The sequence below is a fragment of the Actinomadura sediminis genome (assembly GCF_042675525.1).
Classification (GTDB): Bacteria; Actinomycetota; Actinomycetes; order Streptosporangiales; family Streptosporangiaceae; genus Spirillospora; species Spirillospora sediminis.
Genome location: NZ_JBHTJA010000001.1, coordinates 176,282 through 199,385, shown reverse-complemented (window position 1 = coordinate 199,385; position 23,104 = coordinate 176,282). Strand labels below are relative to the sequence as shown.

Below are 23,104 nucleotides of genomic sequence, written 5' to 3'. Positions count from 1 at the left end.
GCGTGGTGTCAGGAGTTCTCTGGTGCGGGGTTCGGCTGGTCGACGTACAGGTCACCGGCGAACCAGCGCAGCGCCCGGCGAATTCCGGCGGCGGGCTTCCCCTGGGTGATGATCTCGCCGACTCCGACGACGATGCCGCCCTGGAACTCCTCGCCGGGCGGAGGTGTGCGCCCGCTCTTGAACCAGACCACCATCTTCCAAGCGGTAAGGCGATGCTTGATGAGGCTGACCTGCTGAACATCCTCCCAGGCGACTTCTGTCGTGGTGCGCCGCCAGTGCCCGGCCTCGAAGGTGAAACCAGTGGACCGCAGGACGAGACGGTGGTTGTGACCGATCATGAGCAGCCCGACAACCAGCCCGACCAGAAGGGAGAGGGCGAGGACGGCACCCGGTGTGAGGGTCTTGGGAAGAGCCTCGTCCTCCAGGTACATTTCGGCGAGCCAAAGCAGCAAGCTAAAGCCTCCGGCAATGGTTGCGATCTTCCACCCCATGTCGAACGCCTCCCGGAGCTTGTTCGTAGTGAAGGTCGCTTCGGTGACCGGTTCCGGGAGCTGGCCGCCGTTCGGGATGTCGTACGCGAGCCGCGTGGTGGTGTCGGGGTCCAGCCGCATTCGCCGGGCCGCGCTGTGGTTCCGTCCGGCGGCGGCCTGGACGGTGCGGGTGCCCGAGTCGACGGTGAACGTGCCGTGCTCGCCCGGACGGACGGTGCCGAGCGTCGTGCCGTCGACGATGACATCCAGGTCGTCGGGGCCGAGGTTGCCGATCGTTAGCTCGGCCGGTCCTGTCCGTGGCTCACGGCGGGGCGGCGGGACGTGCGGACCGGTGCCGGTTCCGCCGGGCGGGCTGCCGTCCGGTTCGGGGATCACCGTCGTGATCTCGGGCGGGAGCCAGCGGGTCGCGGTCGCGGCGGGTGCGGCGAGCCGGTCGAGGACCTCGGCGACGGTGGGACGGTCGTCCGGGTCCTTCGCCAGGCACGCGGCGACCGTTTCGCGGAGCGCGCCGGTCAGGCCGGTCAGGTCGGGCTCCTCGTCGATGACGCGGCGGAGGATGGCCAAGGCCGGGCCGGCGCCGAACGGGCCGCGGCCGGTGGCGGCGAACACCAGGACCGAGCCCAGCGCGAACACGTCGCTGGGCGGGCCGGCGGCTTCCCCGTTCGCCTGTTCGGGGGACATGAACGACGGGGTCCCGACCACGCCCTGCGTGAGGGTGTGGGCGGTGGCGTCGAGGGCGCGGGCGATCCCGAAGTCGATGACGCGCGGCCCGTCGTCGGCCAGCAGCACGTTCGAGGGTTTGAGGTCGCGGTGCACCAGGTCGCAGGCGTGGACGGCGGCCAGCCCCTCGGCCAGCCCGGCCCCGAGGACCCCGAGCGCCGTGGCGGGCAGCGGGCCGTGCCGTTCGACGGCCGCGTGCAGCGACGGGCCGGGGATGTAGGCGGTCACCAGCCAGGGCGGGTCGGCGTCGGGGTCGGCGTCGACGACTTGGGCGGCGAAGAACCCGCCGACCCGGCGGGCCGCCTCCACCTCCAGGGCGAACCGGCGTCGGAACCCCGCGTCCCCGGCGAACTCCGGCCGGACGATCTTGACCGCGACCGGGCGTCCGCTGCGGAAACGGCCCAGGTACACCTGGCCCATCCCGCCCCCGCCGAGCCTGCTCTCCAGCCGGTACGGCCCTACCTGGCGCGGATCACCCGGCCGCAACCCCTCCACCCGACCCCCTCATAGGAACGTTCATGTCTGAACGGTCGAAAGGACATCATGCCCACGCCGCGCCGGTCGGGGAAGGGAAACCGCTAGGACTCTCAGGACGTCCAGGGGCGGCCGGTGAGGCGTTCGTAGACGTCGATGTAGCGGGCGCGGGTGGCGTCGACGACGTCCTGCGGGATCTCGGGGCCGGGCGGGGTGCGGTCCCAGTCGAGGGTGCTGCTCCAGTCGCGGACGAACTGCTTGTCGAGGGAGTGCTGCGCGCGTCCCGGTTCGTACGCGTCGGCGGGCCAGAAGCGGGACGAGTCGGGCGTGAGGACCTCGTCGCCGAGGACGAGCGTCCCGTCGGCGGCGCGGCCGAACTCGAGCTTGGTGTCGGCGATGATGATCCCGCGCTCCCGCGCCAGTTCGGCGCCCCGCCGGTAGATCTCGAGCGTGACGTCCCGCAGCCGCTCGGCGGTGCCGGCGCCGATCTCCGCGACGACGTCGTCGAACGTGATGAACTCGTCGTGCCCCTCGACGGCCTTCGTCGTCGGGGTGAAGATCGGCTCGGGGAGCTTCGACGCCTCGACGAGGCCGTCCGGCAGCGCGATGCCGGACACCGCGCCGTCCTTCTCGTACTGCTTCAGCCCGAGGCCGGTGAGGTAGCCGCGGGCGATCCACTCGACGGGCAGCATCGACAGCCGGCGGCACCGGATCGCCCGGCCCTCCCACTCGTCCGGCACGTCCGTCGCGGACACGACGTGGTTCGGGACGATGTCGCCGAGCTGCTCGAACCACCACAGCGAGAGCTGCGTCAGGATCTTGCCCTTGTCGGGGACGGTCGTCGGCAGCACGACGTCGTACACGCTGACCCGGTCGGACGCGACGAGGATCAGTTCGTCCCCGTCGGCGTAGACGTCCCTGACCTTGCCCGAGTGGACGAGTTCCATCGACGCTCCTCAGCTCGCGTGGCGGTGTGCGGGCGCCCGCAGGGCGTCGGCGTCCGCTGAGGAGCGTCCGGTCACCTCCAGGCGCCCGCGAAGTTTACCCCGGTCGCACGCGGGACGAACGGCGCCGTTCGTCCCGCGTGCGGGGCGTCAGGCGGCGAGCGTGCGGGCGCCGAAGCGGCGGGCGGTGGCGACGGCCGCGGAGTGGTGCTCGCGGGCGATGTCCCGCAGGCCCTCCATGCCGGGGGTGGTGTCGGCGAGGGTGAGCTCGCGCTTGATCACGGTGAGGTCGGCCTGCCAGATGTCGGCGAGGACGCGCCGCAGGTACGGGGTGGAGTGGTCCCAGCCTTCGCGCGGGGCGCCGGGGCCGTAGCCGCCGCCGAGGGTGGTGACCAGCGCGGTCGGGGTGCCCTGGAGGAGCGGGTCCGTGGGGGAGGCGCCCGCGATGGCGAGGTCCACCCAGGTCTTGAAGTGCTGGGAGACGCCGTAGTTGTACAGCGGGACGGCGAGGATCGCGGCGTCGGCGTCCCGGAGCTCCGCCGCGAGGGTCGCGCCCAGGGCGAGGGCTTCGACCTGGGCGGGGGTGCGTTCCTCCGCGGGGGTGAAACCGGCGGTGACGGCGAGCGTCCAGGCGTCCGCGGGCAGCGCGTCGGTGCCCAGGTGGCGGCGGGTCACCGTGGTGCCCGGGTTCGCGGCGGTCCACTGGGCCTCGGCGATGTCGGCGAGTTCGGCGGACGCGGACGCGCCGGGGGTGATGCTGGCGTCCAGGCGGAACAGGTTCATGGCACTCCTTCGATGACGGCGGGACGTGGCGGTGCCGCCGCGGCCTCACCCAGCTAAGCGGACTTCACCCCGCTTATATTCCCGGCGGTAGATTGTCCGCGTGGCCACGTCCGTCGTCCCGTTCGGGAGGCCGCGCGGCGAGCGCGCCGACGCGGCCCGCAACCGCGAGCTGCTGCTGGCGACGGCCCGCGAGATGATCGCGGAGCACGGCGCGGCGAAGGTGACGATGGACGGCCTCGCCGAACGCGCCGGCCTGGGCAAGGGCACCGTCTTCCGCCGCTTCGGCTCCCGCGCGGGCATCTTCCGGGCGCTGCTGGACGCGGACGAGCGGCGCTTCCAGGAACGCGTCCTGTCCGGGCCGCCGCCGCTCGGCCCCGGCGCCGATCCGGTCGACCGGCTCGTCGCCTACGGCCGCGCCCGCATCGGCTTCCTCCTCGACCACCAGGACATCGCCCGCGCCTCGCTCGACCGCGACCGTCCCGCCGCCGTCGCCGCGGACACCACCCATCTCCACGTCCGCGTCCTGCTCGACCGGGCCGGGGTGCGGATTCCCGCCATCGAGGGCGTCGTGATCCAGCTCACCGCCGCGCTCGAAGCCCCGCTGCTGCTGGCGCTGTCCGCGTCCGAGGACGTCCCGCCCTTGGAACCGGACGTCGCCCGCATGCTCGGCGACGGCTGGCAGTACCTGATCGAACGTCTCGTCCGCTGACGCTCCACCCGTTCCGCCCGTGTCGTGAAAGATCGGCGGACGTCCGGACATGTACGGGGTGATCGTCGACCGAGGAGCCCGACATGCCGAAGACCGCCGATGGGTGAGGACGAGTTCACGGCGGTGTACACCGCCACCTACAGACCCTTGCTCGGCTACGCCCTGCGCCGCTGCGACACCCCCGAGGACGCCGCCGACGTCGTCGCCGAGACGTTCGCGATCGCCTGGCGGCGCGCGGCCGACATCCCCGCGGGCGACCAGGCCCGCCTGTGGCTGTACGGGGTCGCGCACCGCGTCCTCGCCAACCACCGGCGCGGCGCGCGGCGCGACACGATCAGGGTCGCGGCGCTGCGGGACGAACTGGCGGCGGGAACGGCGCCCCGCCCCGCACCGGGACCGGACGGCCCGGCGGTCGCCGAGGTGTTCCGCGCGCTGCCGGACCGCGACCGCGAACTCCTCGCGCTCGTGGCCTGGGAGGGCCTGTCCAACACCGAGATCGCCACGGTGCTGGGGTGCTCGCGCAACGCGGTGAGCATCCGGCTGCACCGCGCCCGCAGAAGGTTCGCCCGCGCCCTCCGGTCCGCCGGCGTCGACGCCCCGCCGGACGTCGTGCGGGACCGCGTCGCCGTCCGCAACCCCGTCTCTTCAAGGAGTGACCTGACATGACGTCCCGGATCGACGAACTCGTGGCGGGACTGGCCCCCGTGCGCGACGACGACGTCCCCAGCGAACCGTCCGGCCGAGGGGGCCGGGAGCTGCTGGCCGCGGTCGTCTCCGCCGGGTCCCCGCCACCCCGGCGGCGCCGCCCCCGGCTGTACCCGCGCCTGGCGGCCGGTGCCGCGACCGTCGCCGCGCTCGCGGCCGCGTCCGTCATCGGCCTGCCCGGCTTCGAGTCCGAGCCGCTGCGCAGCTACGCCAACGCCGCGGTCGCGATCGACGTCGAGGGCGACGTGTACGAGGTGCGGGTCAAGGACGCCTACGCCGGCCAGCGCGAGTTCAGCGCGGCGTTCGCCCGGTTCGGCCTCGACGTCAGGCTGCGCGTCGTCCCCGTGTCGCCGCGCCGCGAGCGCGACTTCGTCCAGGTGCGGACCTTGCATCCGGCGCGCGGCGGCCACGTGCCGCCGGGGGGCGTGACGGGCACGTCCAGCACCGAGCTGGAGTGCTCGCCCGGCCAGGTCGTCTGTTCCCTGAAGGTCGGGCTCGGCGGGGAGATGTTCCGCCGGCACGGGGCCGACATCCTCATCGGCCGCAAGGCCCGCCCCCATGAGGTGTACGCGGACGTCATGCCGCGTGCGGGCGATCATCCCGGGAGCCTCGGCCTCACCGGCCGGACCGCCGGCGAGGCCCTCGCCGGTCTCCGCCGCCGCGGGCTCACCGCCGTCTTCACGATCGGCGCGTTCAACGCCGACGGCTCGGGCACCATGTGGGACCCGCCCGCGAACTGGCGCCCCGCCGCCGACCGCCGCGTCACCGGAGCGTGGATGCGCGGCCCCACCTCGGCCGGTCTCCTGGTCGCCCCGGCCGAAGGCGACCCCGAGCCCCGGCCCGTTCCGTCCGGCTGAATCCGCGGCGCACCGGCGGGGCGCCGTTCGCCCCGCCGGGCACGCTCCGCGTTTGCCGGAACCGCAAGGTCATGTGCCGGATCGTGCTCGGCGTGGTGACACTGGGCGCATCCGACACGAGGAGCCCCGCACCGGACGACGGTGTCGCCGACATCGTCCGCCGCTACCGGGAGACCGTCCAACGCGCGAACGAGGTGCTCGACGGCTGCCCGGACCTCGACGCCGCCCTCCCGCGCCCGGGACGCCCCGCCCCCACCGTCCGCTGGGCCCTCGTCCACATGATCGAGGAGACCGGCCGCCACGCGGGCCACGCCGACATCCTGCGAGAACTGATCGACGGCGCGACCGGCCGCTGACCTTTCAGGTGGCCGCGTGCAGGACGGCGAAGAGTCCTCTCGCGCGGGAGCCGTCCGGGCGGCGCCACGGCCCGGCGACGTGACCGGCCGCTTCGGGGACGGGCGCGTCGTCGGGGACGGGGCGCAGGACCCGGTAGAGGCGGAGGATCGCGCCGGGCGCGGTCAGCTCGGTGCCTTCGCGGTCGTCGACGGCGGCGGCGAAGTCCGCGGGGAGGCCGTCGCCGACGTAGGAGCGGGTGACCTCCGGGTCGGGGGTGTCGCTGGTGTTCTGGTCCTGGGCCTGGGCGCGGCCCTCGATCAGGGCCGCCAGCCGGGCGACCGGCACCGGGTCGTGGCAGCCGTCGTAGGCCCAGCGGCGCCCCAGCACCCCGTGTTCCATCGTGCCGACGAGCGCGTGCTCCGCCCCGTCGAGCGGGGCGCCGCGGTAGGAGAGCGGCACCAGGTAGGTGACCGGGCGGGCGCCCGAGGCGTCGTTGACGATCATGAATTCGATCCCGACCTCGCCCTGCGGGTCGTCCAGCCGGAAGCCGCCGGCCTTGGTCAGCGCCGGTTCGCTCCCGCCGGAGTACCACGGCCGGGAGGGAAGCCAGGCGGTGAGCAGGTCGAGCTTGCTCGGTTCGAGGGTGGTGCGGTGGACGACGGCCATGCCCCGATGTCCCTTCCGATCGGACGGTGCTTCCCCCGCATGATCCCATCCGCCGGGCGGGGACGAGCGGGCGCGGCCGATGTTCAACGGGAGGTGAATGGGGACGGTTCGGGTGGGTAGGGGCGGGGTTGAACGTCCACGGGAGGTGCCGATGAGCGATCGGATATCGGCCGAGGCGGAGATCGCCTGGGAGGACTTTCACCGGCTCGTCAACATGAGTTCGGACGAGCTGCGCACGTGGCTGCTCACGGACGCGTCGGGGGAGGAGGCGTTCCCCGAGCCCGGTGAGGGGCCCGGGGTGTCGGAACTCGGCGCCCGGGTCGTCGACATCCTGCGGAAGCGGAAGGTGGACCTGACCGCCGGGGACGCCGAGGTGATGCAGGAGGTCGTCGACTACGTCGAGGAGCACCTGGAGAATCCTCCGCCCGACGCGGCCGGGGACGAGCGGTGGCGGCACGAGCTGATGAGCGTGGGGCACGACCCGCTGCGTCCCGAACCGTCCAGCGCATAGGGGGAGAGATGCCGAACCCGCAGCAACCGGAGATGCGCCGCACCGAGCGGACCTCCGTGACGAACGAGCCGGCGCCGGAGGCCACGGACCCGAAGATGACGCGGGAGAAGGGCCACGCGCACGGCACGGACAAGGGGAACAAGGGCGGCGGCAAGGGCGGCGGGAAGCCGCCGGGACAGCGGCCGCCGCATCCCGACTGACGCGGACGCCGGGGGCCTGCGGGCCCCCGGCGTCAGCGCGTGACGTCGAGGATCCGGAGGATCTCGCGGACGAGCAGGCCGGGCTCGGTGAACGGGACCAGGTAGCCGGACTTCTCGGCGACGATGTGCCGCCCGCGCGGGAGGGCCTCCGCGCGGGCGCGGTGCGCGGTGTTGAGGGAGGCGCGGCCCCCGCCGCCGAGGCCGCCGGAGCGGCGGCCGGAGACGATCGTGACCGGGACGTCCGGCAGCTTCGGCGGATCGTCGCGCAGGCGCCGGAGGTCGTCGACCATGCCGGCGAGTTCGGCCCACTGGACGCGGGTGGATTCGAGGGTGCCGTCCTCTTCGCGGAAGGCGGTCGCGGCGGGTTCGGGGAGCTTGGCGGCCAGCCGGCCGGTGCTGAACCGCAGCAGCCCGAGGCGGGCGGCGGCGGGGTCGGTGAGGGCGGCGAGCCGCATCCGGCGCCGGGCGCCGGGCATGAAGTAGTGGTCGCTGCCCTCGTCGTCCTGGTCGACGAGGAGGAGCCCGGTGATGCGGCCGGGGTCCGCGGCGGCGACGGTCCGGACGATCGGGCCGCCCCAGTCGTGGCCGACGAGGACGAACGGGCCGTCGCCGAGGTGGTCGAGGACGTCCCGCAGGTCGCCGGCGAGCCGGGCGAGGGTGCGGGGTTCGGGGTCGGCGGGGCTGCGGCCGAGGCCGCTGCGGTCGTAGACGACGGCGGTGGTCCGCCCGGAGACCGCGGGGACGACCGTGCCCCACATGTTGCGGGAGGCGCCCGCGCCGGACTCGAACACGACGACGGGCGAGCCCGCGCCGTGCCGTTCGAGGTGGAGTTCGCGCCCGTCGCGCGTCCGGGCGTGCTCGCTGACCATGGGCCGTGACCTCCGGGACCGGCGGCCGGAACGGGGGGCGGCCGCTCATGATCAGCCTAATGGCTGGGCGCGGGTCCGCGGCGGTGCGACCGGAGTCCTCGCCGCCGGGGTCATCCGGCGGTGCGGGCGGCGGCCGGTGCGGGCGGGAGGTTGTGGGTGAGGCCGAGGACGTTGTCGGGGTCGTAGCGGCGCTTGACGCCGGTCAGCCGGTGGCGGTCGGCGCGGGTGTACGCGTCGGCGGTCCGGGACGGGTCGTGCAGGAAGTTCAGGAACGCTCCGCCGCTGGTGTGCGGGCGCAGGGCGCCGGCGAGGGCCGGGGACGGCGTATCGGCGGTCACCGACAGGCGGGTGGTGCGGTGGCCGACCGGTCCGGCGTCGGGGGAGGGGCGGCCCATCGCGCCGTCCCAGTGCCGGATCTCCACCGCCGGGCCGTGGTCGGGTTCGGCGGCCCGCACGATCGCGGAGATCGCGGAGTCCGGGAGTTCCCTGAGGAGTTCGACCTGGCCGGGGGCGATGGCGCCCATCTCGGCCCGGGCGTAGGGCAGGACGCGGAAGTCCTCGGCGAGTGCCGGGCCCGCGGCCCGGACGAGCGGCCGGAGCAGGCGCCGGGCCCGGTCGGCGCTCCCGGCGTACAGCGCTTTGAGCTGCAGGACGCGGCGGCCGCGCACGGACGGCGGGACGCCGGGCCCCTCGGGCATCGTGGTGAACAGCAGGGCCGTGCTGAGCCGGTCGGGCGCCCCGTCGATCCAGTCGCGGTAGCGGGTCACGATCTCGGCGGCGCGTTCTACCGGGAAGCAGGCGGTCCCGGCGAAGACCCGGGACACCGGGTACAGCCGGAACTCCAGCGCGGTGACCACTCCGAAGTTGCCGCCGCCGCCCCGCAGCGCCCAGAACAGGTCGGGGTGGCTGTCGGGGGAGGCGACCACCTGCCGCCCGTCGGCGGTGACGACCCAGGCGCGCAGGACGCTGTCGGCGGCGAAGCCGTGGGCGCGCGACAGCCAGCCCAGGCCGCCGCCGAGGGTGTAGCCGGTGACGCCGACGTCGCCGTGCGAGCCCGACAGCCCGGCAAGGCCGAAGGGCGCGGCGGCCGCCAGGACCCGGTCCCACCGGGTGCCGGGACCGACGCGGGCGAGGCGCCGGTGCGGGTCGACGAGCACTCCGGCCATCCGGGACGTCCGCAGCAGCAGGCCGTCGTCGCAGGCCACGCGGGTGCCGTGCCCGGTGGCCTGCACCGCGAGCCGCATTCCGGCGGCGCGGGCCGCCAGGACCGCCGCCCGGACGTCGTCCGCGCAGGCGGCCTCGGCGACCAGCGCGGGGCGGGGGTCGATGGGCGCGAACGGGGTGCGCCGGAGGTCGTCGTACCGGGTCTCTCCGGGCAGGTGCACGGCGCCGGTGAAGGCCGCGTGCGGCCGCCGCCGGGCGGGGGCGGGCTTGAGCGCCGGTCGGGACATGGGGGCGGCTCCTTCCAGGAGGTCGGCCGGTCGCGCCCCCGGCCGTCGGTGACGGGGCGCGCCGCTGTGCCGTTGCCGCCCACGTTATAGTCAAGATTCTTGATGGTCAAGAATCGTGACTAAATTGGCCGCCGGGCCGGGCCGTCCGCGCGCCCGGCCCGGCGGTTACGCGCGGGTCTGCGGCTCGTAGCCGTCGTCCTCGCCGCCGGGCGTCTCGGCCTCGGCGTTGGGCGGGTCGGTGGGGCCGGGGGCGTGCTCGTCGGCGAAGTCGGGCTCGGCTTCGCCGACGTCGTCGCGGCGGTCGGCGAGCGGCTTGTCCTCGTCGCGTTTGTCCTGGGTCATGGTGGGACCGCTACCCGGCGAGCGCGATTCGACGCCTCAGGCCACGTTGGTGTTCTGCAGCGCGCCGATCCACCAGGCGCCGTCGCGGCGGACGGCGACGACGGTGCCGTGGTTGGCGAACGCGAGGTCCGGCCCGGTCGTCTCCTGCCGCAGGTGCAGGACGGCCGTGCCCGGGCTCGGGGACACGGCGTCGAGCAGGGTCACGCGGGTCCGCCAGTCGGCGACGGGACCGGCCAGCCGGGCGGTGTGGTAGGCGAACAGGTCGTCCCAGCCGCGGATCATCGTGCCGTCCGGGACGACCACGACGGCGTCGGCGGCGAACGGCCGGTCCAGGATGGCGGCCCGCTTCCCGTTGAAGCCGTCCTCGATGTCGGTGACCAGCCGGCGCAGGGCGGCCAGGTCCGCGCCGTCCACAGGGGTGTGGACGGCGGGGCGCGGGGCGGCGCTCTCCCGGAGCGCGGCCAGGAACTCCTCCTCCGGCAGGGCGCCCGAGACCTGGGGCCGGCCGCCGAACCGCAGCACCGGCACCCCGCGGACGCCCGAGCCCCGCACCCGGTCGAGTTCCCGGCGGGTCGCGTCGGCGCCCTCGTCGCTCCACTCGACCCCGGCCTCGGCCGCGAGCCCCTTCAGGACCTCCACGTCCGCGATGTTGAGCTCGTCGGTGTGGTGCGCCCGGAAGAGCCGCTCGACCATCTCCTCGGCCCGCCCCTGGGCCGCGGCCACGCCGATCAGGCGGTGCGCCTCGAAGGTGTTGGAGAAGATCGCCCGCTCGTGCCGGAACTCCAGCCCTTCCTCGGCGGCCCTGGCGGTGATCTCGGCGACGGCGTCGGCGGGGTCCCCGCCGAACGCGCGGCGCAGCACCTCGGTCTTGAGCTCGCCCGCCGCGGTTGCCTCCGGGCTCAACTGGTACGGCCGGAAGACGATCTGGGTTCGGCCGCCGTCGGCCCGGAACCGGTCCAGGGCCCGGCGGAGGCGGGCGAACGCGAAGTAGGACCAGACGCAGGGGATGTCGAGCGTGAATTCCACGGTGGTGTTCATGACGTGAGCGCTACGGACGCCCTGGGCGGCGGGGCATCCGTCACGTGACCGGTCGCGCGGGACGGCCTCGCTCCGCGGTGCCGGTCCAGGGACGGAGGTCATAGCCTGGCGATCGTGTTGTACGGGCGGGAAGACGAACGGGCCGAGATCGACCGGCTGCTCGGGGAGGCCGGGGACGGGCGCAGCGGGATGCTCGTCCTGCGGGGCGAGGCGGGCATCGGCAAGACGGCGCTGCTGGAGTACGCGGCGGAGCGGGCCGGGGCCGCGGGCGCGCGGGTGCTGCGGGCGACGGGCGTCGAGTACGAGAGCGGGATGCCGTACGCGGGCCTGCACATGATGCTCGGCCGGCACCTGGACGGCGTCGGGACGCTGCCGGACCCGCAGGCGCGGGCGTTGCGGGCGGCGCTCGGGATGGGCGGCGAGGGCGGCGACCGGTTCCTGGTCGGCCTGGCGGTGCTGACGCTGCTGGCCGACCTGGCCGAGGAGCGTCCGCTGCTGGTGCTGGTGGACGACGCGCAGTGGCTGGACGGCCCGTCGGCGGAGGCGCTGCTGTTCGCGGGGCGGCGGCTGGGCGCGGAGCGGATCGCGATGCTGCTGGCGGCGCGGGAGCCGGGGGACTTCCGGGCGGCGGGGGTGCCGGAGCTGCGGCTGGGCGGGCTCGACCCGGACGCGGCGGCGCGGCTGCTGGCGAGCCGGGCCCCCGAGCTGCCGAGGCACGTGCACCACGAGGTGCTCACGGAGGCGATGGGCAATCCGCTCGCGCTGCTGGAGTTCCCGGGGACGGACGGCGGTTCGTCCGCGTACGAGCGGATCCGGCGGTCGTTCGCCGTGCAGGTCGCGGCGCTGCCGGAGCCGTCGCGGGTGTTCGTGCTGCTGGTGGCGTCGGACGATCTCGGCGACGTGGGGGTCGTGACGGACGCGGCGGCGCGGCTGGGCGCGTCCGTCGCGGACCTCGAGCCGGCGGAGCGCGCGGGGCTGCTGCGCAGTTCGGTGGACGGGCGGATCGAGGTGCGGCATCCGCTGATCCGGTCGGCGGTGTACGGGGACGAGCCGCTGCGGCGCAGGCTCGCGGCGCACCGGGCGCTCGCGGAGGCGTACGGGGAGCGGGGCGACGGGTGCCATCGGGCGTTCCATCTGGCGCGTTCGGTGACGGGCCCGGACGAGGAGGTCGCGCGGGTCCTGGAGGAGGCGGCGGAGACGGAGCGGAACGCGGGCGGGTACGCGTCGGTGGCGGCGATGTACGAGTCCGCGGGTGAGCTGAGCCCCGACCGGGCGGAGCGGGGGCGGCGGCTCGCGGCGGCCGCGCGGGCCGCGGCGGACGCGGGGCTGGCGGAGCGGGCGGTGGAGCTCGCGGCGCGGGCGGAGCCCGATCTGGCGGATCCGGTGGCGCGGGCGTCCCTGGTGCTGATCCGGGCGACGCTCGCCGACGAACAGGACCGGACGAAGGAGGCGTACCGGCTGTTCGCGGACAGTGCGGCGGCCGTGGCGGACACGGACCCGATGACGGCCGGGTACCTGTTCTTCCAGGCGGCGTCGGCGGCGGCGAATGCCGGGGACTTCGCGGCGGTCGAGGACATCGCGGAACGCGGCGCGGGCCTGCCGAACGGGTCGAGCCTGGCGGCGCTGTCCCGCGTGTTCGCCGGCCAGAACCCGCTCGGGGAGGCCGGGAGCGCGGACGGCGTGGCGGCGCTGCGCGAGCTGATCGACGGGATGACGCAGTGCTTCGGCGCGCGGGACCGGGTGCGCGCCGGGATGTGGCACCTGATGCTCGGGGACTTCGCGGGCGCCGAGGAGCACGCGGCGCTGCTGGAGCGGCGGTTCCGCGAGGACGGCGCGATCGGGCTGCTGCCGTCCGTGCTGATGCTGCGGTCGCGCACGCTGCTCTTCCTGGGACGGCACCGGGAGGCGCTGACGGCCGCGACGGAGGGGCTGCGGATCGCCGCCGACACCGGGCAGCACCGCGTCCGCGTCTACCTGGAGACGGTCCTGGCGCTGATCGCCGCGATGGAGGGGGACGAGGCGCGGTGCGCCGAGCTGACCGCGGAACCCCTCGCGCGGGGCGTCCCGCCGAGCGACGTGCACGCGGCGGGGGCGCTCAGCCTGCTGGACCTGGGCCTCGGGCGGCACGAGGAGGCGCTGCGGCGGCTGGCGGACGTGGTCGCGGGACCGAACCGGCAGGGGTCGATCGTGAGCCTGCCCGACCTGGTGGAGGCGGCGGTGCGGTCCGGGCGTCCGGAGGACGGGCGGGAGGCGGCGGCCTGGTACGCGGAGTGGGCGGCGCAGGTGCGGCAGCCGTGGGCCGAGGCGGTCGCGTTGCGCTGCGAAGCCCTCCTGGGGCCGGACGAGAAGGCTGAGGAGACGTACACGCGCGCGCTGGAACTGCATCGCGAAAGCAAGGTGCCGTTCGAGCGCGCGCGCACCGAGCTGGTGTACGGGGAGTGGCTGCGCCGGGCTCGGCGGCGTAACGACGCGCGGGCGATGCTGCACGCGGCCCTGGAGCGGTTCGAGCGGCTCGGTGCGGTGCCGTGGGCCGAGCGGGCGCGAACGGAACTGCGGGCCGCGGGGGAGAGCCTCGGCGACGGCGCGGCACCGGACGATCTGGCGGCGCGGCTCACGCCGCAGGAACTCCAGGTCGTCCGGATGGCGGCGACGGGACTGAGCAACCGGGAGATCGGCGCGCAGTTGTTCCTCAGCCCCCGGACCGTCGGCTACCACCTCTACAAGGCGTACCCCAAGCTGGGGGTGGCGTCGCGCGGCGAGCTGGCCCGCCTGCCGCTCGGTTAGGGCAGCGGCCGGGCGGGCGTGACCTCCCGGGAGTGGACGACGACGTCGAACAGCGCGCCCGGCGCGCCGCCCTGGATGTTGTGGTCGGGGTCGTCGGCGGGCCGGTAGCCGGGGCCGATCACCCGGACGGGCGCGGGCGTCCCGAGCCACGCGCCGACCTCGTCCGTCCGGGTGCGGGCGTCGCGCAGGTCGAGGAGGTAGTGCGGCGGGCCGGCGGTGCCGAGCACCGCGTCGCCGAACGCGGCGGGCGGCGGCGGGACGGGCACGCCGCCGTGCACGGCGCCGTGGTCGAAGGTCAGCCCGATCGCGAGGAAGCGCGCGCCGAGGCGCCGCCGCAGGAGGCCGCCCGCGTTCGTCCGGGCCTGGCCGAGTCCGCCGTTCAGCACCGCCTCGCCCGCGGACGCGTGGGCGGTGCCGCCCCAGTAGACGACCTTGGAGCCGGTGTGCTCGTGCCACCACAGGATGTTCTGCGCGAACCGCCTCTCGACGTGCTCGATGTCGAGGACGGGCCGCGCGTGCAGGTGGTGGAAGTCGGCGATGGCCTGCGCGTGCCGGACGGCGATCGGGTCGACCGGAAGCGACCGGACGAGCGCGAGCGCCCGCTCCGCCCGCTCGATGTGCGGCCGCTTGTCGGGAAGCGCCCGGTACCGCGCGACGTGCTCGTCGATGGGGCCGTCGGGGCGCAGCGGGGCGAGCAGCCCGGCGAGTTCGGCGGCCCGGCCGGGCGCGGCGCGCCGCACGTGCTCCTCGACGGCGTCGTAGGCCGACGCGCGGGTCGCGTGGAAGTCGAGCCCGATGATCCGGACGGGGTCGTCCGGGTGCCGCTCGTTGAACGACCGGATCCACCGGAGCGCGTCCAGCACCTCGGCGGTCTGCCAGGGCAGCCACGCGTCGCGCAGCGCCGCGGCCGGGTCGTCCCGGCCGGTGCGGGCGTACGCGTCGAGCCGCAGGCCGGTCGTCCAGTCCTCCTCGAGCGCGAGCGTGCGGAACCCCAGTTCCTCGACGAGGAACCGGAGGACGCGGTCGTGCAGGACGAACAGTTCGTGCGCGCCGCGCGTGGCGGTCGCCACGGCGGCGGCGACGGCGCCGCGGGCGGCGTCCCGGAGCGGTTCGAGGTCGGTGAGCGGCCCGTCCGCGGTGTCGGCGTGGACGGGCCGCGCGGTGGCGGCGACCCAGTCGGCCACGGTCTTCTCACTGGTCATCGGTGCTCCTTTCGGTACCGACGACGCTAGGGAGGACGGCCGTGGCCCGGCATCCGTCAGGTGACCGGTCCGCCCCCGGGTCAGGCGATGGGCGTGCCCGCGATCTGCCGGGTGGTGACGTTGAGGCGGTTCCAGGCGTTGATCGCCGCGATGGCGAAGATCAGGGCGGCGAGGCTCTCCTCGTCGTAGTGGTCGGCGGCCTCGTCCCACACGTCGTCGGGGACGCCCGCCGGGTCGTCGGCGATGCGGGTGGCGGCCTCGGCGAGCGCGAGCGCCGCGCGCTCCTCGTCGGTGAAGTACGGCGCCTCGCGCCACGCGGCGACCGCCCAGAGGCGCTCGTCCGTCTCGCCCGCCTTCTTGGCGTCGCGGGCGTGCATGTCGACGCAGAAGCCGCAGCCGTTGATCTGGCTGACGCGGATCCGGACGAGTTCGAGGGTGCTGCCGGGCACGGGGCTCTTCGCGAGGAAGCCCTCCAGGTTCAGCATGGCCTTGAAGCCGTCGGCGGCGAGGGCGGGCAGGTTGCTCATGCGCGGTTCCATGGGGAGTCCCTTTCAGAGATGGGGAATGTCCAGAATTGGCGTGCGGTCGGCGGTCGGGGTGTGCGGGTCAGTTGCGGGCGTACCAGGCGCGGACCTGGCTCGGCAGGGCCGGGTTGCCGCGCGTCGCCGCCGTGTTCACGTCGGCGAGCGTCTGTTCCGCCAGGGCCTTGCGCCAGGCCAGTTCGGCCGTGCGCATGGCCGTGCTGACGGCGCAGGGCGTGCGGAAGAGCGACTCGGGCGCCTCGGCGCCGACGCCGCGCCGCCGGATCTCGGTGCACTGGAACGCCGGTTCCGGGCCCTCGATCGCGGTGACGACGTCCATCATCGTGATCTCCGCCAGCGGGCGCGCGAGCCGGAAACCGCCGCGCGCGCCCGGGGTCGAGGTGACGATGCCTGCCCGGACGAGGGCCTGGAGCTGCTTGTTCAGGTACGGGCGGGGCAGCTCGTAACCGGCGGCGATCCGCGAGGTCGGCACGGGGCCGTCCTCGCCGAGCCAGTCCAGGAGGAGGCAGCAGTGCGCCGCCCACTCGACGCCCTCGCTCATCCGCATAATCGGGATATTACATGTCCAGGTTTGTCCGCGCCACCCCGGTCACGACCGCGCTTCGAGCCACCCGACGAGCCGGGCCGGGTCGTCGCCCTCCAGCGTGATCGCGAAATCCGAGGCCAGGACGTCCGGGAGCGCGGCGGGCGCGTGCTCGCGGGTCTCGACGGACCCGTCCGGGCGCGTGACGGTGACGGTCGTCCCGTCCAGCACGTGGTGCGACTCGGGCAGGAACCGCTGGACGAACGGGCGCGTCGTGAACGGCGAGCGCGGATGCGCGTACACGTAGAAGTTGAGCGCCTCGAAGTCGATCCGGTACGCCTCGGTCATCGCGAAGACGTGCCGCCGCGTCCAGCCGCCGGGATCGCGCTGGTACAGCTCCCAGCCGTCCCGCCCGTCCCGCCGCAGGCGGAAACCCCAGCCGTCCTGCTCGACCTCCGCGCCGTCGTCGAACCGCAGCGGCTCCAGCGGCCCGCCGCCGAACCCCACGTCGCAGAGCCAGCCCGGTTCGTCCGCGGGCCGGTCCGGGAGGCGGACGTGCAGGATCCCGTGCGTCGTCGGGCGGAGCTTCTCCGCGCCCATCATCACGCGGCCGAGCAGGCCGGTCACCTGGAAGCCGAGCCGCTCCAGCACCGCCGCGAACAGGCCGCTGTGCTCGAAGCAGTAGCCGCCGCGGGGCCGGTCGATCAGCTTGGCCTGCACGGCCTCCAGCCCGACGTCGACCGGACGGCCCAGCATGATCTCCAGGTTCTCGAACGGGATGGACGTGACGTGCGCGCGGTGCAGGGCGCGCAGCGTCGCCTCCGTCGGCGGGAGCCCGGCGTCGAGTCCGATCCGCTTCAGGTAGGCGGGCAGGTCGACCGCGTCGCCGCGCCAGCCGAAGCCGAGATCGTCCATGGCGTCTTGGGTGGTCATCGGGACGTCCTCTCGGGGATATATCCGTCAAAGGGGGAAACACCGAGCGCATCGGTGATCATCCCCGCGATCCGGTCGACTTCCCGCCGCTCGCCCGGCGGCAGCGGCGCCCCCGCCGCCGCCCGCAGCCCGGCCGCCTCCCGCAGCAGCCGGACGGCCTCGCCGTGCAGGCCCGCGAGGGCCCGGGCCCCCGCGAGGCCCTCCAGCGCCAGCGCGATCGCGCGCGGATCGCCGGTCGCGCGGGCGGCCGCCAGGCTCTCGGTGTGCAGGGCGAGCGCCGCGTCCGCGTCGCCGCGCTCCTCGGCGATGAACCCGAGCTGCGCGTGCACGAACGCGATCCCCGCCGTCCCGCCGATGGCGCGCAGCCAGCCCAGCGGGGCGCGCAGGTGCGCCTCGGCGGCGTCCGGCTCGCCGCGCGCCCGCGCGACCAGCCCGAGCCCCAGCTCGGCGAACTCCTCGGCCGATCTCGCCGCGTGCCGCGTCGCCGTGCACAGCGCGCGTTCGTGCAGCTCGTGGGCCTCGCCGAGAGCGCCGCCGAGCAGCGCGATCCGGCCCAGCCCGGACAGCCGGAACGACGCCTCCGGCCACATCCCGAGTTCCTCGGCGAGGCGCAGCCCGGCCCGCAGCAGCTCGGCCGCCGCCGCGTAGTCGCCGGTGATCTCGGCGTGCTGCGCCAGCACGTCCGTCGCCTCGAGCCGTCCCCACGGGTCCCCGAGGCCGTCGAAGATCTCCAGGCTCTCGGCGGCGTCGGCCCGCATGGACGCCACGTCGCCGCGTCCGACGGCGAGCATGGCGCGGGTGGCGAGCGCGGCGGCCGTGTACCAGCGGTCGGCGCGCGCGCGGAAGACGGCGAGGGCCTCGTTCACGCGGTCATGGCCCGCCTGCAAGTCGCCGTAGGCCCAGTGCACGCGGCTCAGCAGCCATTGCGCCTTGGCCCGCTCGAACTCTTCGGCGCCGCCGTACCGCTCCAGGGCGGCGCGGCGGAGCTCGTCGGAGTCGGAGCTCTCCCCGGACGCCATCGTCATCACCGCGAGCCACGTCTCCGCCTCCCGCCGCCCCGGGCCCTCGGGAGCCGATTCCAGGACGTCCGCGAACGCGATTCGCGCCTCGCCGAAACGGCCGCGCAGGTACCAGTGCCAGGCCAGCGCGTTCACGAGCCGCAGCGCGAGGTCCGGCGGCGCGTGCTCCAGCGCCGCGCGGAACCCGGCGGCCTCCGCGTCCAGCAGGCCGAGCAGCCGCGCCTGCTCCGGCCCGCGCAGCCCGGCCGCCGCCCGCTCCGCGAGCCCCACCAGGTACCGGACGTGCCGCAGCCGCAGCTCGTCCTCCTCGCCCGCCTCCCGCAGCCGCTCCAGCCCGTACGCGGCGATCGACTCCAGCAGCCGGTACCGGCCGTCCGCGCCGCGCGCGACGAGGGAACGGTCCACCAGCCGGGCGAGCACGTCCAGGTCCGCGCCGGACACCTCCGCCGCCGCGTCCGCCGTCCAGCCGCCCGCGTGCACCGCGAGCCGCCGCAGCGCCGCCCGCTCGTCCCCGGCGAGCAGCCCCCAGCTCCAGTCGATCGTCGCCCGCAGCGTCCGCTGCCGCTCCGGGCCCCGCCGGGCGCCGCCCAGCACCCGGAACCGGTCGTCCAGCGCCGCCGCCAGCTCCCGCACCCCCAGCGCCCGGACGCGCGTCGCCGCGAGCTCGAGCGCCAGCGGGACGCCGTCGAGCCGCCGGCAGATCGACGCGACCCACGGCGCCGTCGCCGCGTCCAGCGCGAACCCGGGCGCCGCCGCCGACGCCCGCGCGACGAACAGTCGCACCGCCCCGGACCGCCGCAGGTCGTCCGGGCCGGTGCGGCTGCCCGGCAGGTCCAGCGGCGGGACGATCTGCAGCCGCTCGCCCGGGACGCCCAGCGGCTCCCGCGACGTCGCGAGGATCCGCAGCCCCGGCGCCCCCGCCAGCAGCCGCCCCGCCAGCTCGGCGACCGGTTCGGCGACGTGCTCGCAGTTGTCGAGGACGAGCAGCGCGCGGCGCCCGCGCAGCGCGTCGGCGAGCCGGTCCACGATCCCCGCGCCCGGGTCGGCCGGTTCGTCCCGCAGGCCCAGCTCGCGCGCGACGAGCTCGGCGACGTCCGCCGCCGCACGCGGCCGCTCCGGGGCCAGCTCCACGAACCAGACGCCGTCCGGATGCCCGGCCGCCGACCGCCCGGCCGTCTCCAGCGCCAGCCGCGTCTTCCCGACCCCGCCCGGCCCCGTCAGCGTCACGAGCCGGTGCCCGTCCAGCAGCGCGCGGGCCCGCCCGGCCGCCGCGTCCCGGCCGATCAGCTCGTCCAGCGGCACCGGCAGCCGCACGACCGGCCTCGGCCGCACCGGCTCGGCGGGACGATCCTCCAGGATCTCCTGGTACAACTCCGACAGCTCGGGGCTCGGGTCGACGCCCAGGTCCTCCGCGAGCCGCTCGCGCAGCCCGTGGTAGCCGGTCAGCGCCTCGCCTCGCCGCCCGGCCCGGTGCAGCGCCCGCAGGTGCGCCGCCCGCAGCCGCTCCCGCAGCGGCTCCCGCGCCACCGGACCGGCCAGCTCCGCCGCCAGCGCCGCGTGCTCGCCGAGCTCCAGCCGCGTCTCCGCGTGGTCCTCCAGGGCCGCGAGCCGCCGCTCCTCCAGCTCGGCGATCGCCTCCCGGACGAACCCGGCGTCCGCGAAGTCGGCGAACGCGGGGCCCCGCCACAGCGCGAGCGCGTCGCCGAGCAGCCGCGACCGCGCGAGCCCGTCCGCCGTGTCCCGCGCCCGGACGAGCAGCGCCGCGAACCGCCCCGCGTCCACCGCGTCCGGCTCGACGTCCAGCGCGTACCCGGACGGACGCGTCGCGATCAGCGCCCGCGCGCCAGGTTCGGCGTCGTCCAGCACCTTCCGGAGCTGCGACACCCGCGCCTGCAGCGTCCCGGCCGGGTTGCGCGGCGGCCGGTCGCCCCACAGCGCGTCGACCAGCCGATCGGCGGAGACGGTCCGTCCGGGCTCGACCAGCAGCGCCGCGAGGACCGCGCGGACCTTCGCCTCGGGGACCCGCAGGGCCGTCCCGTCGCCCGTCCACACGGCGAGCGGCCCCAACACCCCGAAGCGCATTTTGTCACCGTATCTCCCGCTACGGACGGACCCGTAGGGATCCCGAAGCGCCGCCCACGACCGTGGAGCCACGACAACGAGGAGGAACCATGAAAGCTCCGGTGACGGTCGTCGGCCTCGGCCCGATGGGCAGGGCGATGGCGGCGGCGTTCCTGAGGAACGGCCACCCGACCACCGTGTGGAACCGCACCGCGTCCAAGGCCGCGTCCCTGGTCGAGCAGGGAGCGGCCCTCGTCGCGACCCCGGCCGAGGCGCTCGCCGCGTCCGAACTCGCGGTCATCAGCCAGACCGACTACAAGGCGATGTACGACTCGCTGGACGGCGCCGACCTGAAGGGCCGCGTCCTGGTGAACCTCAGCTCCGGCAGCCCGGACGAACTGCGCCGTGCGGGCGAGTGGGCGTCGGCCAACGGCGCCGCCCTCCTCACCGGCGGCGTCATGACCCCGCCCCCGGGCATCGGCGGGCCCGATGCGTACATCATGTACAGCGGCCCGGAAGAGCTCCTGGACCGGCACAGGGCGACCCTGCGCGTGCTCGGCGACACGACCTACGTCGGCGCGGACGTCGGGCTGTCCAACCTGTACTACCAGGCGCAGCTCTACCTGTTCTGGTCCACGCTCGCGGCCTACATGCACTCGATCGCGATGCTCCAGTCGGCGGGCGTCTCCGCCGAGCAGTTCCGCCCGTTCGCGGCCGAGACCGTCACGTCGCTCGGCGTCGACGGGCCGATGGGCTTCCTGCGGATCATCGCCGAGGAGATCGACGCGGGCACCAGCCCCGGCGGGGAGAACAGCATGCTCATGCAGGCCGTCGGCGCCGACCACGTCGTCGAGACCGCCGAAGCGGCCGGCATCGACACCATGGGCCCGCGCGCGCTCCGCGACCTGTTCTGGCGCACCGTCGACGCCGGCCACGGCGCCGACGGCCTGACCAGCGTCATGAACGTGATCCGCAAGGGCGCCTGACACCCGCCCGCCGAACGTCCCGCGCGCCGCCGTCCCCGCCGTCCCCGCGTCCGGGCATGCCCGCCCGTGACAGGCGGCGGTACGGCCACGGCCACCGCCTCGACGGGTACGCGGCCGCGCCCCTCGCCGGCCCGCTCAATCCCCGGACGGCCCGGCGAGGGGGAGTCGCATCTCGAAGTTGGCTCCGGGCGGGCCGGCGGCGGGGGCGTCGACGAGCCGGAGCGTCCCGCCGTAGATCTCGGCGATCTCGCGGGCGATGGGCAGGCCGAGGCCGGTGCCCTGGGGGTCGCGGCGGCGGGAGTCGGCGAGGCGGGCGAACCGCTCGAAGATGCGCTCGCGGGAGTCCGCGGGGACGCCGGCGCCGTCGTCGGCGACCCGCAGGACGGCCTCGTCGCCGTCGCGGGCGACGGTCACCTCGATGCGGGACTCGGCGTGCCGCTCGGCGTTGCCGAGGAGGTTGCCGACGACGCGGGCGAGCCGGACCGGGTTCGCCTCGACGACCACGCCGGGTTCGAGCCGCGTGGCGACGGGGGTGCCCCGCGGGCGGCGCGCCACCTCGCGGCGGGCGAGGTCGGCGAGGTCGACGCGTTCGACGGGGACGGGCGCGCGGGAGTCGAGCCGGGACAGTTCGAGGAGGTCGACGACGATGTCGTTGAGCCGTTCGGTGTCGCGGAGGGCGGCGCGGATCGTCTCCCGGCACTCGTCCACGTCGTCCTCGTCGAGTCCGAGCTCGAGGCGGGTCCGCAGCCCGGTGATGGGGTTGCGCAGGTCGTGGGACGCGTCGGAGATGAAGCGGCGTTCGCGGCTCATCGCCTCGTCGAGCCGTTCGAGGGTGCGGTTGACGGTCTCGGCGAGGTCCTGGATCTCGCCGCCGGTGTCGGGGACGGGGACGCGGTGGGAGAGGCCGCGGATGGTGAACTCGGCCATCCCGGCGCGGATCCGGTCGACGGGGACGAACGCCTGCCCGATCGTCCGCCACGTCCACCAGCCGATCAGGGCGAGGAGCCCCACGAGCATCGCGGCCATGGCGAGGGGGAGGGGCCAGAACCGCCCGATCAGCGGGACGGGCTCGGCGGCGATCACCGTGATGTCGCCGCCCCAGCGGGTCTCGCGCAGCCGCATGCCGAAGTAGCGGACGCAGCGCGCCCCGGCGGGCCGGCAGCTCCGGCCGCTGACGAGCAGCTCGCCGTGCGCGATGGCGGACCTGCCGAGCACCGGGCGGTTCGCGGCGCGGCGGTTCGCGGCGAGGAGGCGGCCGTCCGGGCCGACGACCTGGATCAGCGGCGCCTCGCCGGGCCGGGGGACGAGCGCCCTGGCGGGAGGGACGCCGGAGAGCAGGTCGTCGGCGACGCGTTCGGTGGTCCGCTGGGCGGTGTCGATGGTCCGGTTCATCAGCGCGTCCCGCGCGAGGAGGAGCACCAGGACGAACACGAGCGCGAGGATCAGCCCGGACACCACGATGGTGATCACGGTGGCGCGGCCGCGCACCGAGAGGAACACGCGCCGACACCAGCGGTCGAACCGTTCTCGTCTCGCCACAGCCGAGCCCCCGGACGTCGCCGACAGTGATCATCGACTACTCAGGGTAGGCGATCGTGGCGGCGTGGGGTCGGGAGAGCCCCCGGCCCTGGGACGGGCCGGGGGCAGGCGGAAGCGGTCAGCGGCCCCGGTTGAGCTGCCGGGTCGGCAACTGCCGGGCGTTCCGCCGGTTGTGGTTCGCGAACGCCGCCGACTTCACGTCGGGCCCCTTGCGCTTGTTCTTCTTCTTGGCGTTCGGGAAGGGGATGTTCTCTTGGTTAATGGCACGCATGAATGAACCACCTCCGGGCAGGCTCGAATTCGGCCGAAAAGAATGGCCGCGAAAAGGGTGAGCGGGCGGCGTGAGGCCGGGGCGGCACGCCGACGGCACTGGTCGCGCGCATGCGAGCAGTGGGTACGGGGTGCGTCCGGGACGCCGA

Annotated in this window: 23 protein-coding genes; 8 read left to right on the top strand and 15 right to left on the bottom strand. The window is 75.2% G+C overall.

The genetic code is table 11. The features are described 5' to 3' along the window. Positions 1-8 precede the first annotated feature (8 nt). From ACFQ11_RS00910 to ACFQ11_RS00900, 3 genes are all read right to left on the bottom strand, one after another. Positions 9-1,706, bottom strand: coding sequence for a serine/threonine-protein kinase (locus ACFQ11_RS00910; RefSeq protein WP_378295747.1), 1,698 nt, complete (start codon positions 1,704-1,706; stop codon positions 9-11). A 92-nt stretch (positions 1,707-1,798) separates the two neighbouring features. Then, positions 1,799-2,632, bottom strand: coding sequence for a phosphoribosylaminoimidazolesuccinocarboxamide synthase (locus ACFQ11_RS00905; RefSeq protein WP_378295746.1), 834 nt, complete (start codon positions 2,630-2,632; stop codon positions 1,799-1,801). A 147-nt stretch (positions 2,633-2,779) separates the two neighbouring features. Beyond that, positions 2,780-3,412 carry an FMN-dependent NADH-azoreductase gene (locus tag ACFQ11_RS00900; RefSeq protein ID WP_378295745.1) on the bottom strand — a complete coding sequence of 211 codons (633 nt, stop codon included), beginning with the start codon at positions 3,410-3,412 and terminating at the stop codon, positions 2,780-2,782. A gap of 100 nt (positions 3,413-3,512) precedes the next feature. Here ACFQ11_RS00900 and ACFQ11_RS00895 point away from each other — a divergent pair, with 100 nt between their 5' ends. The 4 genes from ACFQ11_RS00895 to ACFQ11_RS00880 all read left to right on the top strand — a co-directional run bounded on the left by ACFQ11_RS00895 (position 3,513) and on the right by ACFQ11_RS00880 (position 6,039). Then, positions 3,513-4,121, top strand: coding sequence for a TetR/AcrR family transcriptional regulator (locus ACFQ11_RS00895; protein WP_378295744.1), 609 nt, complete (start codon positions 3,513-3,515; stop codon positions 4,119-4,121). 99 nt (positions 4,122-4,220) lie between these two features. Next, positions 4,221-4,787, top strand: a complete 567-nt coding sequence (locus tag ACFQ11_RS00890) for an RNA polymerase sigma factor (protein ID WP_378295743.1) — start codon at positions 4,221-4,223, stop codon at positions 4,785-4,787. Further along, entirely contained in the window at positions 4,784-5,683 is a 900-nt protein-coding gene (locus ACFQ11_RS00885) for a hypothetical protein (protein WP_378295742.1), read from the top strand. Before ACFQ11_RS00890 ends, ACFQ11_RS00885 begins: the two co-directional genes overlap by 4 nt. Positions 5,684-5,775: 92 nt before the next feature. Next, positions 5,776-6,039 (top strand): mycothiol transferase, encoded by a 264-nt coding sequence (locus tag ACFQ11_RS00880; RefSeq protein ID WP_378295741.1) that lies wholly within the window; start codon positions 5,776-5,778, stop codon positions 6,037-6,039. 4 nt (positions 6,040-6,043) lie between these two features. On the opposite strand, the gene ACFQ11_RS00875 is transcribed toward ACFQ11_RS00880, so the two are convergent. Beyond that, positions 6,044-6,685: a maltokinase N-terminal cap-like domain-containing protein gene (locus ACFQ11_RS00875; protein WP_378295740.1), complete on the bottom strand. Its 642-nt coding sequence runs from the start codon at positions 6,683-6,685 to the stop codon at positions 6,044-6,046. Between the two features lie 151 nt (positions 6,686-6,836). Here ACFQ11_RS00875 and ACFQ11_RS00870 point away from each other — a divergent pair, with 151 nt between their 5' ends. Continuing rightward, complete coding sequence (locus ACFQ11_RS00870; protein ID WP_378295739.1) at positions 6,837-7,196, top strand: DUF3140 domain-containing protein; 360 nt, start codon at positions 6,837-6,839, stop codon at positions 7,194-7,196. Positions 7,197-7,204: 8 nt separating this feature from the next. Continuing rightward, on the top strand, positions 7,205-7,396 hold the full coding sequence (locus ACFQ11_RS00865; protein ID WP_378295738.1) for a hypothetical protein: 192 nt from the start codon (positions 7,205-7,207) through the stop codon (positions 7,394-7,396). A gap of 32 nt (positions 7,397-7,428) precedes the next feature. Here the strand turns inward: ACFQ11_RS00865 and ACFQ11_RS00860 are convergent, their stop codons facing one another. The 4 genes from ACFQ11_RS00860 to ACFQ11_RS00845 form a co-directional block, all read right to left on the bottom strand. Then, positions 7,429-8,265, bottom strand: a complete 837-nt coding sequence (locus tag ACFQ11_RS00860; RefSeq protein ID WP_378295737.1) for an alpha/beta fold hydrolase — start codon at positions 8,263-8,265, stop codon at positions 7,429-7,431. Between the two features lie 110 nt (positions 8,266-8,375). Further along, entirely contained in the window at positions 8,376-9,716 is a 1,341-nt protein-coding gene (locus ACFQ11_RS00855) for an FAD-binding oxidoreductase (RefSeq protein ID WP_378295736.1), read from the bottom strand. Between the two features lie 165 nt (positions 9,717-9,881). Further along, complete coding sequence (locus ACFQ11_RS00850; protein WP_378295735.1) at positions 9,882-10,058, bottom strand: hypothetical protein; 177 nt, start codon at positions 10,056-10,058, stop codon at positions 9,882-9,884. Between the two features lie 36 nt (positions 10,059-10,094). After that, a complete protein-coding gene (locus ACFQ11_RS00845; protein WP_378295734.1) occupies positions 10,095-11,096 on the bottom strand; it encodes an SgcJ/EcaC family oxidoreductase in 1,002 nt (333 codons plus the stop codon). 114 nt (positions 11,097-11,210) lie between these two features. Between ACFQ11_RS00845 and ACFQ11_RS00840 the strand changes: the two genes are divergently transcribed. Continuing rightward, entirely contained in the window at positions 11,211-13,880 is a 2,670-nt protein-coding gene (locus ACFQ11_RS00840; protein WP_378295733.1) for a helix-turn-helix transcriptional regulator, read from the top strand. Here ACFQ11_RS00840 and ACFQ11_RS00835 read toward each other — a convergent pair. The 5 genes from ACFQ11_RS00835 to ACFQ11_RS00815 all read right to left on the bottom strand — a co-directional run bounded on the left by ACFQ11_RS00835 (position 13,877) and on the right by ACFQ11_RS00815 (position 20,181). Then, a complete protein-coding gene (locus tag ACFQ11_RS00835; RefSeq protein WP_378295732.1) occupies positions 13,877-15,082 on the bottom strand; it encodes an erythromycin esterase family protein in 1,206 nt (401 codons plus the stop codon). The genes ACFQ11_RS00840 and ACFQ11_RS00835 overlap by 4 nt on opposite strands. Positions 15,083-15,162: 80 nt before the next feature. Beyond that, the gene (locus ACFQ11_RS00830; protein WP_378295731.1) at positions 15,163-15,609 is read right to left on the bottom strand and encodes a carboxymuconolactone decarboxylase family protein; all 447 of its coding nucleotides are present in this window, start codon (positions 15,607-15,609) and stop codon (positions 15,163-15,165) included. 79 nt (positions 15,610-15,688) lie between these two features. Then, the gene (locus tag ACFQ11_RS00825; protein WP_378295730.1) at positions 15,689-16,171 is read right to left on the bottom strand and encodes an RrF2 family transcriptional regulator; all 483 of its coding nucleotides are present in this window, start codon (positions 16,169-16,171) and stop codon (positions 15,689-15,691) included. 42 nt (positions 16,172-16,213) lie between these two features. Further along, a complete protein-coding gene (locus tag ACFQ11_RS00820; RefSeq protein ID WP_378295729.1) occupies positions 16,214-17,080 on the bottom strand; it encodes an arylamine N-acetyltransferase family protein in 867 nt (288 codons plus the stop codon). After that, positions 17,077-20,181 (bottom strand): BTAD domain-containing putative transcriptional regulator, encoded by a 3,105-nt coding sequence (locus ACFQ11_RS00815; RefSeq protein WP_378295728.1) that lies wholly within the window; start codon positions 20,179-20,181, stop codon positions 17,077-17,079. Before ACFQ11_RS00815 ends, ACFQ11_RS00820 begins: the two co-directional genes overlap by 4 nt. Before the next feature lie 89 nt (positions 20,182-20,270). Between ACFQ11_RS00815 and ACFQ11_RS00810 the strand changes: the two genes are divergently transcribed. Next, complete coding sequence (locus ACFQ11_RS00810) at positions 20,271-21,146, top strand: NAD(P)-dependent oxidoreductase (protein ID WP_378295727.1); 876 nt, start codon at positions 20,271-20,273, stop codon at positions 21,144-21,146. Positions 21,147-21,281: 135 nt separating this feature from the next. Here the strand turns inward: ACFQ11_RS00810 and ACFQ11_RS00805 are convergent, their stop codons facing one another. Both ACFQ11_RS00805 and ACFQ11_RS00800 read right to left on the bottom strand, forming a co-directional pair. After that, positions 21,282-22,646 (bottom strand): sensor histidine kinase, encoded by a 1,365-nt coding sequence (locus ACFQ11_RS00805; RefSeq protein ID WP_378295726.1) that lies wholly within the window; start codon positions 22,644-22,646, stop codon positions 21,282-21,284. 157 nt (positions 22,647-22,803) lie between these two features. Further along, the gene (locus ACFQ11_RS00800; protein WP_157433047.1) at positions 22,804-22,956 is read right to left on the bottom strand and encodes a hypothetical protein; all 153 of its coding nucleotides are present in this window, start codon (positions 22,954-22,956) and stop codon (positions 22,804-22,806) included. Between the last annotated feature and the right edge of the window lie 148 nt (positions 22,957-23,104).

Coding starts and splice junctions, on each gene's coding strand:
- ACFQ11_RS00850 (WP_378295735.1), bottom strand. CDS start 10,058: ATGACCCAGGACAAACGCGACGAGGACAAGCCGCTCGCCGACCGCCGC.
- ACFQ11_RS00875 (WP_378295740.1), bottom strand. CDS start 6,685: ATGGCCGTCGTCCACCGCACCACCCTCGAACCGAGCAAGCTCGACCTG.
- ACFQ11_RS00830 (WP_378295731.1), bottom strand. CDS start 15,609: ATGAGCAACCTGCCCGCCCTCGCCGCCGACGGCTTCAAGGCCATGCTG.
- ACFQ11_RS00900 (WP_378295745.1), bottom strand. CDS start 3,412: ATGAACCTGTTCCGCCTGGACGCCAGCATCACCCCCGGCGCGTCCGCG.
- ACFQ11_RS00885 (WP_378295742.1), top strand. CDS start 4,784: ATGACGTCCCGGATCGACGAACTCGTGGCGGGACTGGCCCCCGTGCGC.
- ACFQ11_RS00870 (WP_378295739.1), top strand. CDS start 6,837: ATGAGCGATCGGATATCGGCCGAGGCGGAGATCGCCTGGGAGGACTTT.
- ACFQ11_RS00855 (WP_378295736.1), bottom strand. CDS start 9,716: ATGTCCCGACCGGCGCTCAAGCCCGCCCCCGCCCGGCGGCGGCCGCAC.
- ACFQ11_RS00890 (WP_378295743.1), top strand. CDS start 4,221: ATGGGTGAGGACGAGTTCACGGCGGTGTACACCGCCACCTACAGACCC.
- ACFQ11_RS00800 (WP_157433047.1), bottom strand. CDS start 22,956: ATGCGTGCCATTAACCAAGAGAACATCCCCTTCCCGAACGCCAAGAAG.
- ACFQ11_RS00835 (WP_378295732.1), bottom strand. CDS start 15,082: ATGACCAGTGAGAAGACCGTGGCCGACTGGGTCGCCGCCACCGCGCGG.
- ACFQ11_RS00825 (WP_378295730.1), bottom strand. CDS start 16,171: ATGCGGATGAGCGAGGGCGTCGAGTGGGCGGCGCACTGCTGCCTCCTC.
- ACFQ11_RS00815 (WP_378295728.1), bottom strand. CDS start 20,181: ATGCGCTTCGGGGTGTTGGGGCCGCTCGCCGTGTGGACGGGCGACGGG.
- ACFQ11_RS00860 (WP_378295737.1), bottom strand. CDS start 8,265: ATGGTCAGCGAGCACGCCCGGACGCGCGACGGGCGCGAACTCCACCTC.
- ACFQ11_RS00810 (WP_378295727.1), top strand. CDS start 20,271: ATGAAAGCTCCGGTGACGGTCGTCGGCCTCGGCCCGATGGGCAGGGCG.
- ACFQ11_RS00845 (WP_378295734.1), bottom strand. CDS start 11,096: ATGAACACCACCGTGGAATTCACGCTCGACATCCCCTGCGTCTGGTCC.
- ACFQ11_RS00905 (WP_378295746.1), bottom strand. CDS start 2,632: ATGGAACTCGTCCACTCGGGCAAGGTCAGGGACGTCTACGCCGACGGG.
- ACFQ11_RS00820 (WP_378295729.1), bottom strand. CDS start 17,080: ATGACCACCCAAGACGCCATGGACGATCTCGGCTTCGGCTGGCGCGGC.
- ACFQ11_RS00865 (WP_378295738.1), top strand. CDS start 7,205: ATGCCGAACCCGCAGCAACCGGAGATGCGCCGCACCGAGCGGACCTCC.